The following is a 14,987-nucleotide window of genomic DNA, read 5'->3' as shown; positions in this document are numbered from 1 at the left end:
CGGTCTCAGCCGATCCGGCGGTAGCCGGTCACCAGCATGTCGCGGTGGCCGTACGCGCGGCCGGCCGACGGATCGAGCCGCACCGGCTCGGTGCCGTGCAGGACCCGGCGGTCGTCCGCGTACAGCGAGTCCATGGGCGCGGCGAGCAGCGGCCGCGCCAGCGGGCGCCCCGACGGGTCGCAGACGATGCTGCGCCCACCCGTCACCCCGGAACGGCCGATCAGGTGCAGCGAGATGTAGTCGAAACCGTCCCGGTGCACGCCCCCCGCAGCGGACACCCCCTCCTCCTCGGCGCCGGCGGGGACGCGGACCAGGTGCACGTCCACCTCCCAGTCGACCGGGCCGGTTCCCCGGCCGGGCTCCGCGCGGGCCAGCTCGGAGAACACCCCGACGCCGTGCAGCAGCAGCCGCCGCAGGAACGGGTCGACCCGCACCGCCCCGGAGACGGGCGCGAACCGGCGCGGGGAGCCGCCCGCGAACGGGTGCGCCCCGGCGCCCCGGTGGCAGGGGCCCGGCGGCTGGGCGCGCAGCACCCCCTGTGAGACCTCCCGGTGGGTGTAGCGCACGTGCCGGCGCGAGCGGTACGCCCCGCCGCCGGAGGGGTCGCGCTCCGGTTCGAGGGTCTCGTAGGCCCGGCTGAGCTGCCGGAACGCCTGCGCCCCGGGACCGGTGTCGAAGCCGGTTCCCGGGGCGAACACCCAGCCCTGCTTGCGGATCCCCTCCCCGATGTCCGTACGGGTCAGCGGTCCGGGAAGAACGGCGGCGGGCATATGAGGTCTCCTTGGGTCAGCTCTCGATCTCCGGGCTCTGCGGCATCAGCGGCCGCGCCAGGAAAAAGCGGGGTCCGGGGCGGTCACGAACTCCCACGCATTCGTCCGGCGCGGGCCGTTCCGAAGGGTGTGGCGGACGGTTTCGCGCAGGGGTACGTCGGCCAGGTTGCAGATGGTTCCCAGATCTCCGTGGAAAAGGGGATCCCGTGTCCTCGAATGCGAAGAGTCGAGCGGTCCGGGTATCCCCACCAGGCCGTGAGGAACCCTGCTGGCAGTGCAAACCATCCGTGCCCGGTCCATCGGAGGACCCCCTTCGCTCGATTCGCGGTCATGTCGAAACACATGGAAAAGGAAATGAGAACACCGCTCGAATGGCGTCATGGGAATTCGCCCTGACAGCCTGTGGCTGGAATTCTCTATTCGCTCTTCCTAGGCCCGCCGCTTATCTGCATAATGGCCTGGTGACTGTATATACCGCTGCGCTCGAGCCGGGGTCGAGACCGGTGGACCGGTGCACCGCCCCCGCTGTAGAGCTCCCTTTCTGGGGCCGGCTGCGGCCCGAGGTCTGCGTGCTGCGCGGCAACGCCACCGGCACCGCGCAGTTCTACCTCTGGGACCGGGCCGGCGGCGGCATCCGCCAGCTCACCGACGCCCCGCACGGGGTCGAACTCGGCCTGCTCGACCCGACCGGACGCCGGCTGTGGTGGTACCACGACGAGGACGGCACCGAGCACGGCACCTGGATGCGGGCCCCGCTGCGCGGCGGCCCCGCCGTCCCGGCCCTGCCCGGGGTGCCGGCCGGTACCCCCGAGGGCCTGGCCGTCGGCGCCTCCGGCCTGGCCGTCGCCGGGATCACCGCGGCGGACGGCCGTACCGACATCCACCTGCTGAGGGCCGGCGCGGAGCGGGCCGAAGTGCTGTACGGCGCGGACACCCCGCTCTACCTGGGGGGCCTCAGCGACGACGAGGCGTACGTGCTGGTGCTGCACGCGGAGTACGGCGATCCGCTGCGCCCCTCGCTGCGCGTCCTGGACCAGGACGGCGCGCTGGTCGGAGAGCTCGGCGACTGGCCGCACGGCGGTCTGCACGTCGTGCCCTACGGGTCGCCCTTCCAGCCCGGCGGCCGGCTCGTGCTGGCCACGCACACCCGCGGCGGCCGCCCCGCCCCGCTCCTGTGGGACCCGGTCACCGGGGAGGTGCGCGAGATCGAGACGGGCCTGCCCGGCGACGTACGCGCGCAGTTCACCCCCGACGGCGCCGCGCTGCTGCTGCACCACCGCACGCACGGGCGCAGCGAGCTCTACCGCCACCGGCTCGCCGACGGCCGCCTGGAGCGGCTGCCCGTGCCGCGCGGCACGGTCCACGCCGCCGCCGCACGGCCCGACGGCGACTGCTGGTACACCTTCTCCTCCGCGTCGGCCCCGGCCGTCCTGCGCGACCTGGCCGGCGCGGAGCTGCTGTCGGTGCCGGGCCCGGTCGTCCCGGCCGCCCCCGTCACCGAAGTGGCGGCGCCGAACGGCGAGTTGACGGTCCCCGTCTTCCTCAGCGTGCCGGCCGCCGGCCGGGCCCCCCACCCGACGGTCTTCCTGCTGCACGGCGGCCCGCACATCGCCGACGGAGACGAGTACAACGGTCCCGCCGCCGCCTGGAACGACGCCGGTTACGCGGTGGCCCGCGTCAACTACCGCGGCTCCGCCGAGAACGGCACGGCCTGGCAGTTCGGCCACCGCGAGGCCGTGGGGCACACCGAACTGTCCGACGTCGCCGCCGCCCGCGCCCACCTCGTCTCCTCCGGCGTGGCCGACCCCGACCGCTGCGTCCTCGCGGGCAGCTCCTGGGGCGGCTACCTGACCCTGCTCGGCCTCGGGACCCAGCCCGGACTGTGGGCGTGCGGGCTCGCCGAAGGCGCCGTCGGCGACTACCCGGCGGCCTACCCCGAGCAGTTGCACAGCCTGCGCTGGGTGGACCGCGCCCTGTTCGGCGGCACCCCCGACGAGGTGCCCGAACGCTACGCGGCCGCCTCCCCCCACACGTATGCCGACGCGGTCCGCGCACCCCTGCTGGTGCTGGCCGGAGACCGCGACGCGCGCTGCCCGGTCGGCCAGATCGAGTCCTACGTCGGGGCGCTGACCGCCCGCGGCGCGGACGTCGACTTCCGGCTGCGCTCCACCGGCCACGCCAGTGCCCGCGCCGAGGTCGGCGCGGACGCCATGTCAGCACAGATCGCCTTCGTGCGGGACCGCCTCGGCGACCCCGCACCGACCCGAAAGCAGGACGCATGACCGAGCACAACGCCCCCGCCCCTTCCGCTGCCACCGCTGCCGCCCCGGCCGCTGCCGCCCCGGGCGCCGGGACCAGCGCCGCCCCGGCCGCGGCTGCCGCGCCGCGTCGCCGGTTCACCGTGCAGCGCGGTGGCTGCGGCTGCGAGGGCAAGCCCTCCCCGACCGCCGCTTCCACGGCCACGACGGTGTCCGCTCCCGCGGCCGCGTCCACGTCCGTGCCCGCGTCCACGGAGAACAGCTGATGCCGTCGGAGCCCGACTCCGCCGCCCTCGCCCCGCTCGGCTGGCGGGCCGACCTGGCCGGGGCCTGGCCCGAGCACCTGGCGGACCTCGGCGGGCACACGCCCGGCGAGACCCGCTTCCCCGGCCGCGTCGGGCAGGTCGACCGCGGCGCCGCGACCGTCCTGACACCGGACGGCGAGGTCCGCGCCCAACTCGGCCCCCGGCTCTTCAAGGAGGGTGAACCACCGCTCGGCGGAGCCCATTTGGCCACCGGCGACTGGGTCGTCGTGGGCGGCCCCGCACCCCACCTCATCCTCGACGTGCTGCCGCGCCGCTCGGCCTTCGTCCGCGGCAGCGCCGGCCGCAGGACCGAGTCGCAGATCGTCGCCACCAACGTCGACACCGTCTTCGTCGTCGCCGCCCTCACCGGTGAGCAGCGGCTGCGCCGCATCGAGCGCTACCTGGCCGTCGCCTGGCAGAGCGGCGCCCAGCCCGTCGTCATCCTCAGCAAGGCCGACCTGCACCCCGATCCGGCCGGCGCGGCCGAGGAGGTGGAGCGCATCGCGCTCGGCACCCCCGTCCACACCGTGTCCTCCCGTACCGGTGAGGGCCTCGACGCCCTGGACCGGTACGTCGGACCGGGCCGCACCGTCGCCCTGGTGGGCCTGTCCGGCGTGGGCAAGTCCACGCTCACCAACCGGCTGCGCGGCGAGGAGGTGCTCTCCACCCAGGAGGTCCGCTCCGACTTCAAGGGCCGGCACACGACCACGCACCGCGAGCTCGTCCCGCTGCCCGGCGGCGGCCTGCTCATCGACACCCCCGGGATGCGGGCGCTCGCCGTGTGGGACGCCGAGGAGGGCATCGACAAGGCGTTCGCCGACGTGGAATCCCTGACCGGCGGATGCCAGTTCCGCGACTGCCGCCACCAGGACGAGCCGGGCTGCGCCGTCCGGGACGCGGTCGTCACCGGCTCCCTGGACGCCGACCGGCTCGGCAACTGGGAGAAGCTCCGGCGCGAGCAGCGGATGCTCGAACTGCGCCAGGACGCCCGCGCCCGCTCCGAGGACAAGCAGCGCATCCGCACCCGCGCCCGCGCCCTGAAGAAGCGCCCGCACCGCTGACCCGGCCCCGCACCCCCCGGTGCGGGCTCGAGCGGGCCTCAGGCGGTCCACCAGCGGCATTTCCCCGGACCCCGGCACACTGCCGGGAGCGGCACCGCACACGGGGAGGGCCGATGACACCAAGGCCGCGGGAACTGGTGCGGCGGGACCGGGAACTGGGCAGGCTCCGGGAGCTGCTCGCGGTGACCCGGCGCGGCGAGGGCCGGGCCGCGCTGGTCACCGGCAGCCCCGGCACCGGCAAGACCGCGCTCGTGCGGGCCTTCGCCGCCGAGGCGGCGGCATCCGGCGCGCTCGTCCTGCACGCCTGCGCCTCTCCGGCGGAACAGGGCATCGCGCTCGGCGTCGCCGGGCAGCTGCTGAGCGCCGTACCGGGATTCACCGGGCCCGAACCCGACCCGGCCGCCGCGCTGCCGGCCGTCCGGGACGTCCTCACGGAACTGGCGGCCACCGCCCCGGTCGTCGTCGCCGTCGACGACATCGAGTACACCGACGAGCTCTCCGCGCGCTGCCTGCTGTACCTGTGCGGACGGATCGGAGCCGCCCGCATCATGCTGCTCGGCACGGGCTCCGCCCACCAGCCGCCGCACCCGCCCGCCGCGCTTCCGGTCGCCGAACTCGCCCGCCACCCCCGGTGCGCGGCCCTCGCCCTCACCACCCTCGACGAGGACGGCGTCGCCGCGTTCCTGCGCGCCCCCTACGGCGGGGCGGCCGACCCGGCCGAGGCCCGCCGGCTCGCCCCCGCCTGGCACCGGGCCACCGGCGGGAACCCCCGCCTGCTGCACGCCCTCGCCGAGGACCGGTGGCAGCGCGGACCGCTGCGCTCGGACCTGCCGGTGGCCGCCGCCGCCTTCAAACGGGCCGTCACCGGCTGCCTGCGCCCCGGTGGGACCCTGGAGGCGGCCCGGGCACTGGCCGTACTGGGACCCAGTGCCACCCTCACGACCCTCGCCCGGCTGCTCGGCGTCCACGAACGGGCCGCGGGGCCGCTGATGGACGTGCTCACCGACACCGGGCTGCTCGCATCCGGCCGGTTCCGCCACGAGGCGGCGCGGGCCGCGGTACTGGAGGAGCTCCCGCCGGGGGAGAGCGCCCGGTTGCACACCGAGGCCGTCGCGCTGCTGCGCGCCGGCGGCGCCCCGGCCGAGACCGTCGCCCGCCACCTGGTCGCCGCCGGCGGGCCGGTCCCGGCGGCGGAGCGGTGGGCCGTCGACGTCCTGGCCGAGGCGGCCGGACAGGCCCTGCGGACCGCCCGGCCCAAGGCGGCCGCCCGATTCCTCGACGCCGCGCACCGCCGCTGCCCCGACCCGGTACGCCGGGCGGCGCTGCTCGACGCGCTGGCCGGCGCCGAGTGGGAGGACGACCCGGCAGCCGTGACCCGCCATCTGCCCGCCCTGGAACAGGCCCTGCTGGCGGGGCGGTTCACGGTGGAGCGGGCCGCGGGCCCGCTCGGGGCGCTGCTGTGGCACGGCCGCCCGGCAGCCGCGGCCCGCGTGCTCGCCGCGCTCTCCCCGCAGCCGGCCACCGCCCCCGCCGACGGGGGCGCCGCTTCCGCCGACGGGGCCGACGGCCCCGGCGGAGGGCGGGCCGGCCGGCTGCTGCGAGCCGAAGCGGCGTACGTCTACCCGGAGCTGGGCTCCCCGCGCGGCGCGGCGGACCGGTCGGAAGGCCGCACGGCCGCCGTGGAGCGGGCGGCGGCGGCCCTGGTGTCACGCCAGCACCCGGCTCCCGGTGTGACGGCAACCCTGTGCGCCCTGCTGCACGTGGCCGAGAGCGACCGGACCGAGCACTGGCACGCGCTGCTGCGCGAGACGCGGACCACGCCGGGCGCCCTGGACACCTCCGCCCGCCGCGCCGTGGCCGCGGCGGCCGCCGCCCTGGTGCACGGCCGCCTGGACCGGCACGCCGAGGCTGCCGCGGAGGCGGAACGGGCGCTGGCCCTGCTGACGCCGGAGGGCTGGGGGATCGCCGTCGGCATTCCGCTGGCCGCAGCCGTGCGCGCCGCGACCGGACGCGGCGCGCACGAAGAGGCGGCGCGGCTGCTGCGCGTACCCGTGCCGGAGGCGATGTTCCGCAGCCGGGTCGCTCCCCACTACCTGCTGGCCCGCGGCCGTTTCCGGCTGGCCGCGAACCAGCCGGTGGCCGCCCTCGGCGACCTGCACGCCTGCCGCGACCTGCTGGCCCGCTGGGACATCGCCCCGTGCGAGGCCCTGGACTGGAGCACCCCGGCGGACCACTGCCGGGACCCGGCGGCACGGCTGAGCCGGGCGGAGCGGCGGGTGGCACTGCTGGCCGCCCAGGGCTGCACCAACCAGGTCATCGCAGCCCGCCTGTTCGTGACCCCGAGCACGGTCGAGCAGCACCTGACCAAGGTCTACCGCAAACTCCGCGTCCGCTCCCGCACGGACCTCGCCGAACTGGTCGGCGAGGTCCGATCCTCCTAGGCCCTGTCGTCACGTGCGGGGTTCGCCCGTGCGGAGGCCGCGTTGGTTCTTGCGGCCCAGGGCGCCCGACGCGACCAGTTCGGCCAGGGCGGGGGAGGGGGCCAGCTCCGGGAGGTGGAAGGCCGCGAAGAGGCGTTGCTGGATGGCGAGCGAGACGTCCAGGCCGATCGTGTCCAGCAGGGCGAACGGGCCCATCGGGTAGCCGTAGCCCCGCTCGACCGCCGCGTCCGTCGCCGCGATGTCCGTGTCCGGCCGCTCCAGCAGGGCCAGGGCGTCGCCGAGGTAGGGGAACAGCAGCCGGTTGACGATGAACCCGGTGCGGTCCGGGCACTCCACGGCCGTCTTGCCCAGGTCGCGGCAGAGCCGCCGGGCGGTGGCCAGCGCGTCGGGGTGCGCCTCGGCCGTGTACGCCAGCTCCACCAGCCGCATCACCGGGGCCGGGTTGAAGAAGTGCAGGCCGATCACGTCGGCCGGGCGGCCCGAGGCCGCGGCGCAGGCGGCGACGGACAGGCTCGAGGTGGTGGTGGCCAGGACCGTGCCCGGTGCGCAGACCTCCCCGAGGCGGGCGAACAGCGCCCGCTTCGCGTCGAGGTCCTCGACGACGGCCTCCACGACCAGGTCGCGGTCGCCGAGCGACGCCATGTCGTGGGAGGTCTCCAGCAGGGCCAGGGCCGCCTCCCGCTGCGCGGGAGTGATCCGGCCCCTGCGCACCCGGCGGGTCAGCGAGTCGCCGATGGCCGCCAGGGCCCGCTCCGCCTGCTCCGCTCCGCGCGCCACGAGCAGTGTGCCGCGGCCGCCGACCGCCATGACCTCCGCGATGCCGCGGGCCATGGCCCCCGAGCCGACCACGCCGACGCGGGTGACCGGCCGGGCCGTGCCCGGCTCCGGTCCGCCGGCCGGCGCGACCACGGCGGCGCCCAGTTCGTCGTACGTGGCGAAGCCCTCGCCGCTCTTGCGGCCCAGGCGGCCGGCCGTGACCATCCGGCTGAGCAGCGGCGCCGGTTCGAAGGCGCAGTCCCCGGTGCGCCGCCAGCGGGCGAGCAGCGCCGCGTGGACCGAGTCGACGCCCATGAGGTCGAGCGTCTCCAGCGGGCCGAGCGGCAGACCGCAGCCCAGCCGCATCGCGGTGTCGATGTCGCGGGCGCTCGCGTGGCCCTCGTCGCACAGGATCGCGGCCCGGTTGAGGTAGGCCAGCACCAGGTCGTCGGCGTCGGCGGCCGAGGCGGCGGTGACGGCGGCGGGCCGCAGGCCGAGCTGCGCCACCAGGGTGTCCAGGGCCGCCGCGGTGGCGGCCGAGGCCAGCGGGGAGTGGATGGGCAGGACCGGTCCGCCGGCGGCGGGCGGCGTGAAGAACCGCAGGCCCGCGACGGATCCGGGAGCGCCGGAGGCGATGGCCAGCCGCGGCACGGACAGGGTCGTGGTGGTGGTCAGCACGGGCACGCCCGGCGCCCACCGCGTGACGAGCTCGCCCAGCACGGCCCGCTTGACGGCCGCGTCCTCCGTGACCGCCTCGATCACCAGCTCCGCCCGGGACAGGGCGGCCGGGTCCGTGGTCAGGGTGACGGCCGGACCGGCGGAGCCCGTGGCCGCGTCGGCCGCCTTGAGCCGGCGGGCGGTGCGGTCCAGCGCGTCCAGGGCGGTGTCGACCGCGATGACCTCGTGCCCCGCTTCACGGGCCAGCCGCAGCAGGGCCTCGCCGAGCGTGCCCAGTCCGACGATCCCGGTGACCGGGGTGCGGCGCGCGGTCACCGGCCGGCCTCCTGCCCGCCGTCGCCGCGGAAGCGGTTGATGGCGTCGAGGTGCGTGGCGCGCAGTTCGTGGTCCCGGACGCCGAGGCCCTCCTCGGGCGCCAGGGCGAGCACGCCCACCTTGCCCTGGTGCAGGTTCTGGTGGACGTCGTAGGCGGCCTGGCCGGTCTCCTCCAGGGAGTAGACCTTCGACAGGGTGGGGTGGATCCTGCCCTTGGCGATGAGGCGGTTGGCCTCCCACGCCTCGCGGTAGTTCGCGAAGTGCGAGCCGATGATCCGCTTCAGCGACATCCACAGGTAGCGGTTGTCGTACTCGTGCCGGAAGCCGGAGGTCGAGGCGCAGGTGACGATGGTGCCGCCCTTGCGGGCGACGTAGACGCTGGCGCCGAACGTCTCGCGGCCGGGGTGCTCGAAGACGATGTCCACGTCCTCGCCGCCGGTCAGCTCGCGGATGCGCTTGCCGAAGCGCTTCCACTCCCTCGGGTCCTGGGTGTCCTCGTCCTTCCAGAACCGGTAGCCCTCGGCGCTGCGGTCGATGACGGCGCTCGCGCCCATCCGCCGGCAGATCTCGGCCTTCTGCGGGCTGGAGACCACGCACACGGGGTTGGCGCCGCCGGCCAGGGCCAGCTGCGTGGCGTAGGAGCCGAGGCCGCCGCTGGCGCCCCAGATCAGGACGTTGTCGCCCTGCTTCATGCCGGCGCCGTTGCGGGAGACCAGCTGGCGGTAGGCGGTGGAGTTGACCAGGCCCGGGGAGGCGGCCTCCTCCCACGTCAGGTGCTCGGGCTTGGGCATCAGCTGGTTGGACTTCACCAGGGCCAGCTCGGCCAGGCCGCCGAAGTTCGTCTCGAAGCCCCAGATGCGCTGCTCGGGGTCGAGCATCGTGTCGTCGTGGCCCTCGGCGGACTCCAGTTCCACCGACAGGCAGTGCGCCACCACCCGGTCGCCGGGCCGCCAGCGGTTGACGCCCGGACCGGTGCGCAGCACCACACCGCACAGGTCGGAACCCAGCACGTGGTAGGGGAGGTCGTGGCGCCGGGTCAGCTCGCTGAGCCGGCCGTAGCGCTCGAGGAACCCGAAGGTCGCCAGCGGCTCGAAGATCGAGGACCAGACGGTGTTGTAGTTGACGGCGCTCGCCATGACGGCGATCAGGGCCTCGCCGGGGCCCGGTTCGGGGGTCGGCACGTCCTGCAGGTGCAGGGACTTGCGGGGGTCCTTGTCCGCCGTCGCCATGCCCTCGAACATGCCGGTGTCCTCTTTGCGGACCACGTTGCCGCGGTAGCTCTCCGGCAGCCGGAGGTGCTGGACGTCACCCGGGGCCGCGTCCTCCGAGAGCAGAGCACTGATGATCTCTTCCACGTGATGTCCCTTGAAAGTCGAGGAGCGCCTCAGCCAAACGTAGGAACGGCCCGCCCCTCCGCGGCACCCCAGACGCTCCCCTAGGCGCGGGCGGACCGGGGCCAGGGGGGTGCCAGGGGATCCGGACCGGGCCGCCCCGCCCGCAGGCTGGGTTTCGAGCTCTGCCCTGGAATGAGGAGATCCGATGACGCGAACGACCGACCGCAGTGCCTGGTTCAGGAACTACCGGCTCGCCCCCCGGGCGCCCGTCCGGCTGTTCGCGCTGCCGCACGCGGGCGGGTCCGCCAGCTACTTCCACCCGCTGGCCACCGCGCTCTCCCCGGCCGTGGACGTGTACGGGGTCCAGTACCCGGGCCGCCAGGACCGCCGGGCCGAACCCGGCGAGACCTCCCTGGAGCGGCTCGCCGACCGGATCACCGCCGAGCTCCTCGCGCTCGACGACGGCCGCCCCTACGCCCTGTTCGGGCACAGCATGGGGGCGATGCTGTCCTTCGAGGTGGCCCGCAGGACGGAGGCGGCCGGGCGGGGCCCGGCCCACCTGTTCGTCTCCGGCCGCCCCGCCCCCTGCCAGGACGAGTACGAGGCGTGGCTCCCCCGCACCGACGAGGAAGTCGTCGCCGAGCTGCGCGCGTTGAACGCCACGGACGACGGGCTGCTCGACGACCCGGAGGTGCGGAGCATGCTGCTGCCGCCGCTGCGCACCGACTACCGTGCGGTGCGCGAGTACCGCTTCCGGCCCGGCCCGCCGCTGCGCACCCCCGTCACCGCCCTCACCGGCGACGCCGACCACATGGCCGAGGTCGGCAAGGTGGACCGGTGGCGCGACCACACCCGGGGCGGCTTCGAGCTGTGGGTGCTGCCGGGCGGCCACTTCTTCCTCAGCGACCGCCTGGAGGAGGTCGCGGCCGCCGTCACCGACGCGCTCACCCGCCCCGCGGCGGTGGCCGCATGAGCGTCCACTCGCCCGCACTGGGATCCGTCGGCGTCCTGGGCACCGGCTCCTACCTGCCCGAGCGGGTCGTGCCCAACGAGACGATCGCCGCCCGCGTCGGTGTGACCCCGGCATGGATCGAGCGGAAGACGGGCATCAGGGAACGGCGGTACGCGGCCCCGCACGAGGCCGCCTCCGACCTGGCCTCCGAGGCCGCCCGGCGGGCCCTGGAGGACTCCGGCACCGACCCCGCGGACCTCGCCTGGATCGTGGTCGCCACCTCCACCCCCGACCACACCCAGCCGGCCACCGCGGCGCTCGTGCAGCACCGGCTCGGCGCCCGGCACGCGGCGGCCTTCGACGTCAACGCCGTATGCAGCGGCTTCGCCGCGGCCCTGCACACCGGCGCCCGGCTGCTGGCGGCCCCCGAGGCGGACGGCCGGCGCCGCCCCGTGGTGGTCGTGGGCACCGACGTCTACTCGCGCATCGTCGACCCCGCCGACCGCCGCACCGCCCCCCTGTTCGGCGACGGCGCCGGGGCGGTCGTCCTCGGCCCGGTCCGCGAGGGCCACGGGCTGCTCGGCACCGGCCTGCGCACCGACGGCAGCCTGCACGGCCTGATCGGCGTGGGCGCGGGCGGCAGCCGCAGGCCGGCCGCCCTGGGGACGGTGACCCGCGGCGAGCACTACTTCGCGATGCGCGGGCGCGAGGTGCGCGAGTTCGTGGAACGGGAACTACCCGGCGCCGTCGAAGAGGTCCTGCGCGCCTTCGGGGCCGCCCCCGAGGACGTGGCCCACTTCGTACCGCACCAGGCCAACGGGGAGATGCTCCGCGCCCTTCTGGAGCCGCTCGGCCTGACCCGGGCCACCGTCCACCTGCCGGTGGAGTTCCACGGCAACACCGGCGCCGCCTCCATCCCGCTGGCCCTGGACCACGCCGTGCGCGGCGGGAACGGACCGGCCGACGGCGACCTCGTCCTGCTGGCCGGATTCGGCGGCGGCATGAGCATGGGGACGGCGCTGATGCGCTGGGGTGGCTGATCGCCCCCTTGCACGGATCTTCTAGCCGTGCTCCAGACCGAGCGGCCAGGCTCGCAGTACCGAAGCCGTCCTGCGGTGCAGCCGCCGCGCGGCGCGAGCCCGCCCGGCCCCGGCCTGGAGGAGAACAGTGGGGGACAGTCGATGAGACGGGTAGTCATCACCGGTATAGGGGTCGTCGCCCCGGGAGGAGTGGGCACCAAGGAGTTCTGGGAGCTGCTCACCGCCGGCCGTACGGCGACCCGGGCCATCACGCTGTTCGACGCCTCCTCCTTCCGCTCGCGGATCGCCGCCGAGGCCGACTTCCACCCCGCCGCCCACGGATTCGACGCCGAGGAGGCCGCCCGCCTCGACCGGGCCGCCCTGTTCGCACTGACCAGCGCCCGCGAGGCCATCGCCGACAGCGGGGTCGCCGACGGGCTGGACCCGCTGCGCACCGGTGTCAGCCTCGGCAGCGCCGTCGGCTGCACCACGGGGCTGGACAACGAGTACGCGGCCGTCAGCGAGCTGGGCGGCCTGTGGAACGTGGACCACTCCCGGGCCGTCGCCCACCTCTACGACTACTTCACCCCCAGCTCCCTGGCCGCCGAGGTGGCCCGGGACAGCGGCGCGCAGGGACCGGTCGCGCTCGTCTCCACCGGCTGCACCTCCGGACTCGACTCCATCGGCCACGCCGTCGAGCTGATCCGCGAGGGCGCCGCCGACGTGATGGTCACCGGCGCCACCGAGGCGCCGATCTCCCCGATCACCGTGGCCTGCTTCGACGCGATCCGCGCCACCTCCACCCGCAACGACGACCCGGCGACCGCCTCGCGGCCCTTCGACCGCACCCGCAACGGCTTCGTCCTCGGCGAGGGCTCCGCCGTCCTGGTCGTCGAGGAGCTCCAGCGGGCCCGCCGCCGCGGCGCCCGGATCTACGCCGAGATCTCCGGCTTCGCCAGCCGCAGCAACGCCTACCACATGACGGGACTGCGCTCCGACGGCGCGGAGATGGCGGCGGCCATCACCGCCGCCCTGGACGAGGCCCGGCTGGACCCCTCCGCCGTCGACTACGTCAACGCCCACGGCTCGGGCACCAAGCAGAACGACAAGCACGAGACCGCGGCCTTCAAGCGCAGTCTGGGACAGCGCGCCTACGAGGTGCCGGTCAGCTCCATCAAGTCGATGATCGGCCACTCGCTCGGCGCCATCGGCGCCCTGGAGGTCGCCGCCAGCGCCCTGGCCATCGCGCACAACACCGTGCCGCCCACCGCCAACCTGCACGAGGCGGACCCGGCCTGCGACCTGGACTACACCCCGCTCACCGCCCGCGAGCAGCGCACCGACGCCGTCGTCAGCGTCGGGAGCGGTTTCGGCGGGTTCCAGAGCGCCATGGTCCTCAACCGCCCGAGCCTGAAGGAAGCCGCATGACCGCGCCCACGCTCGACCCGTCCGGCGCCCCGGCGCGGGCCGCCACCGCCGTCTTCACGGGCGTCGGCGTCACCGCTCCCAACGGGCTGGGCGCCGAGGCGTGGTGGGGCGCCGTCCTGCGCGGCGAGAGCGGCATCCGGCCGCTGACCCGGTTCGACGCGAGCGGGTATCCCGTACGCCTGGCCGGCGAGATCCCCGGCTTCGTCGACGCGGACCACGTCCCCAGCCGGCTGCTGCCGCAGACCGACCGCGTCACTCGGCTCTCCCTCGCCGCCGCCCAGGAGGCCCTGCACGACGCGGGCGCCGACCCGGCCCGGCTGCCGGAGTACGGCGCGGGCGTGGTCACCGCTTCCTCCGCGGGCGGCTACGAGTTCGGCCAGCGCGAGCTGGAGGCCCTGTGGAGCAAGGGCGGCCAGCACGTCAGCGCCTACCAGTCCTTCGCCTGGTTCTACGCCGTCAACTCGGGCCAGATCTCCATCCGCCACGGGCTGCGCGGCCCCAGCGGCGTCATCGTCACCGAGGGCGCTGGCGGTCTGGACGCCGTCGCCCAGGCCCGGCGCCAGCTCCGCAAGGGCGCCACCCTGATGGTGACCGGCGCCGTCGATGCCTCGCTGTGCCCGTGGGGCTGGGCCGCGCACCTGGCCGAGGGCCGGATGAGCACGGTCGCCGACCCGGCCCGCGCCTACCTGCCCTTCGACGCCGAGGCCGCCGGCCACGTCGTCGGCGAGGGCGGCGCCCTGCTCGTCCTGGAGGACGCCGAGAGCGCCCGCGCCCGCGGCGCCCGCGCCTACGGCTCCTTCGCCGGATACGCGGCCACCTTCGACGGCCCGGGCACCCCCCGGCTCGCCGACGCGGCGCGCCTCGCGCTCGCCGACGCGGGCGCGGACGCCGCCGAGGTCGACGTGGTCTTCGCCGACGCCGCGGGCGAACGCGCCGCGGACCGCGCGGAGGCCGAGGCGATCACCGCCGTGTTCGGCCCGCGCGGGGTCCCGGTCACCGCGCCCAAGTCGATGACCGGACGGCTGCTGTCGGGCGGGGCCTCCCTCGACCTGGCCGCCGCCCTGTTCACCCTGCGCGACCAGGTGATCCCGCCGACCACCGGCACCGTGCGCCCCGCCGACGACTGCCCGCTCGACCTGGTCACCGGCGGCCCGCGCCGCGGCGCCGCCCTGCGCACCGCCCTCGTGCTGGCCCGCGGCCGGGGCGGCTTCAACGCCGCCGCCGTCATCCGCGCCGCCTGAGGCGGCGCACCGCGCACCGAACCGCGCACCGCCCACTGGACCGCACCCGCCCGCCCGTCCCAGACCCGAACCCGAACCGCCAAGAGGAGATCCCATGCGGCACCTGGAGCTGACCGACCTGACCCGCCTGCTGCGCGAGTGCGCCGGTGAGGACGAGGGCGTGGACCTGGACGGCGCCGACGTCCTCGACACCCTCTTCCTCGACCTCGGCTACGACTCGCTGGCGCTGCTGCAGACCACCGGGCTCATCGAGCGCGAGTACGAGATCGCGCTCGACGAGGAGGCCATCGACGAGGCGGAGACCCCCCGCCAGTACCTCGAGCTCGTCAACCGGGTGCTTTCCGCCCGCGTCACCGCCTGAGCCCGCGTCACCGCCTGAGCCCGCGTCACCGCCTGAGCCCGCTCCCGGCCCCCCGGCCCCCCGGCCTT

12 protein-coding genes are annotated in these 14,987 nt (G+C 75.7%); 9 read left to right on the top strand and 3 right to left on the bottom strand.

The features are described from left to right. Positions 1-5: 5 nt before the first annotated feature. The gene (locus tag AC07FY_RS24535; RefSeq protein ID WP_479009692.1) at positions 6-770 is read right to left on the bottom strand and encodes a 2OG-Fe dioxygenase family protein; all 765 of its coding nucleotides are present in this window, start codon (positions 768-770) and stop codon (positions 6-8) included. A 461-nt stretch (positions 771-1,231) separates the two neighbouring features. Between AC07FY_RS24535 and AC07FY_RS24530 the strand changes: the two genes are divergently transcribed. The 4 genes from AC07FY_RS24530 to AC07FY_RS24515 all read left to right on the top strand — a co-directional run bounded on the left by AC07FY_RS24530 (position 1,232) and on the right by AC07FY_RS24515 (position 6,835). Next, positions 1,232-3,052, top strand: coding sequence for a S9 family peptidase (locus tag AC07FY_RS24530; protein WP_479009689.1), 1,821 nt, complete (start codon positions 1,232-1,234; stop codon positions 3,050-3,052). Beyond that, positions 3,049-3,294: a hypothetical protein gene (locus AC07FY_RS24525; RefSeq protein ID WP_479009686.1), complete on the top strand. Its 246-nt coding sequence runs from the start codon at positions 3,049-3,051 to the stop codon at positions 3,292-3,294. The genes AC07FY_RS24530 and AC07FY_RS24525 overlap by 4 nt, the downstream gene beginning before the upstream one ends. Then, on the top strand, positions 3,294-4,394 hold the full coding sequence (rsgA, locus tag AC07FY_RS24520; protein ID WP_479009683.1) for a ribosome small subunit-dependent GTPase A: 1,101 nt from the start codon (positions 3,294-3,296) through the stop codon (positions 4,392-4,394). The genes AC07FY_RS24525 and rsgA overlap by 1 nt, the downstream gene beginning before the upstream one ends. 113 nt (positions 4,395-4,507) lie before the next feature. Further along, on the top strand, positions 4,508-6,835 hold the full coding sequence (locus AC07FY_RS24515) for a helix-turn-helix transcriptional regulator (protein ID WP_479009681.1): 2,328 nt from the start codon (positions 4,508-4,510) through the stop codon (positions 6,833-6,835). A gap of 9 nt (positions 6,836-6,844) precedes the next feature. Here the strand turns inward: AC07FY_RS24515 and AC07FY_RS24510 are convergent, their stop codons facing one another. Together AC07FY_RS24510 and ccrA are read right to left on the bottom strand one after the other, a co-directional pair. Continuing rightward, a complete protein-coding gene (locus AC07FY_RS24510; RefSeq protein ID WP_479009678.1) occupies positions 6,845-8,584 on the bottom strand; it encodes a 3-hydroxyacyl-CoA dehydrogenase family protein in 1,740 nt (579 codons plus the stop codon). After that, complete coding sequence (gene ccrA / locus AC07FY_RS24505) at positions 8,581-9,939, bottom strand: crotonyl-CoA carboxylase/reductase (RefSeq protein WP_479009675.1); 1,359 nt, start codon at positions 9,937-9,939, stop codon at positions 8,581-8,583. The genes AC07FY_RS24510 and ccrA overlap by 4 nt, the downstream gene beginning before the upstream one ends. A 184-nt stretch (positions 9,940-10,123) precedes the next feature. Here ccrA and AC07FY_RS24500 point away from each other — a divergent pair, with 184 nt between their 5' ends. From AC07FY_RS24500 to AC07FY_RS24480, 5 genes are all read left to right on the top strand, one after another. Then, positions 10,124-10,891: a thioesterase II family protein gene (locus AC07FY_RS24500; RefSeq protein ID WP_479009672.1), complete on the top strand. Its 768-nt coding sequence runs from the start codon at positions 10,124-10,126 to the stop codon at positions 10,889-10,891. Next, positions 10,888-11,910: a 3-oxoacyl-ACP synthase III family protein gene (locus AC07FY_RS24495; RefSeq protein WP_479009669.1), complete on the top strand. Its 1,023-nt coding sequence runs from the start codon at positions 10,888-10,890 to the stop codon at positions 11,908-11,910. The genes AC07FY_RS24500 and AC07FY_RS24495 overlap by 4 nt, the downstream gene beginning before the upstream one ends. A 141-nt stretch (positions 11,911-12,051) precedes the next feature. Next, entirely contained in the window at positions 12,052-13,317 is a 1,266-nt protein-coding gene (locus tag AC07FY_RS24490; protein WP_479009666.1) for a beta-ketoacyl-[acyl-carrier-protein] synthase family protein, read from the top strand. After that, positions 13,314-14,558 carry a ketosynthase chain-length factor gene (locus AC07FY_RS24485; protein ID WP_479009664.1) on the top strand — a complete coding sequence of 415 codons (1,245 nt, stop codon included), beginning with the start codon at positions 13,314-13,316 and terminating at the stop codon, positions 14,556-14,558. The genes AC07FY_RS24490 and AC07FY_RS24485 overlap by 4 nt, the downstream gene beginning before the upstream one ends. A 94-nt stretch (positions 14,559-14,652) precedes the next feature. Then, a complete protein-coding gene (locus AC07FY_RS24480) occupies positions 14,653-14,919 on the top strand; it encodes an acyl carrier protein (RefSeq protein WP_479009662.1) in 267 nt (88 codons plus the stop codon). The last annotated feature ends 68 nt before the right edge of the window (positions 14,920-14,987 follow it).

This window comes from Streptomyces sp. NPDC045967 (assembly GCF_056430495.1).
The sequence above is the reverse complement of the archived record's forward strand: the minus strand, read 5'-3'. Positions and strand labels throughout refer to the sequence as shown.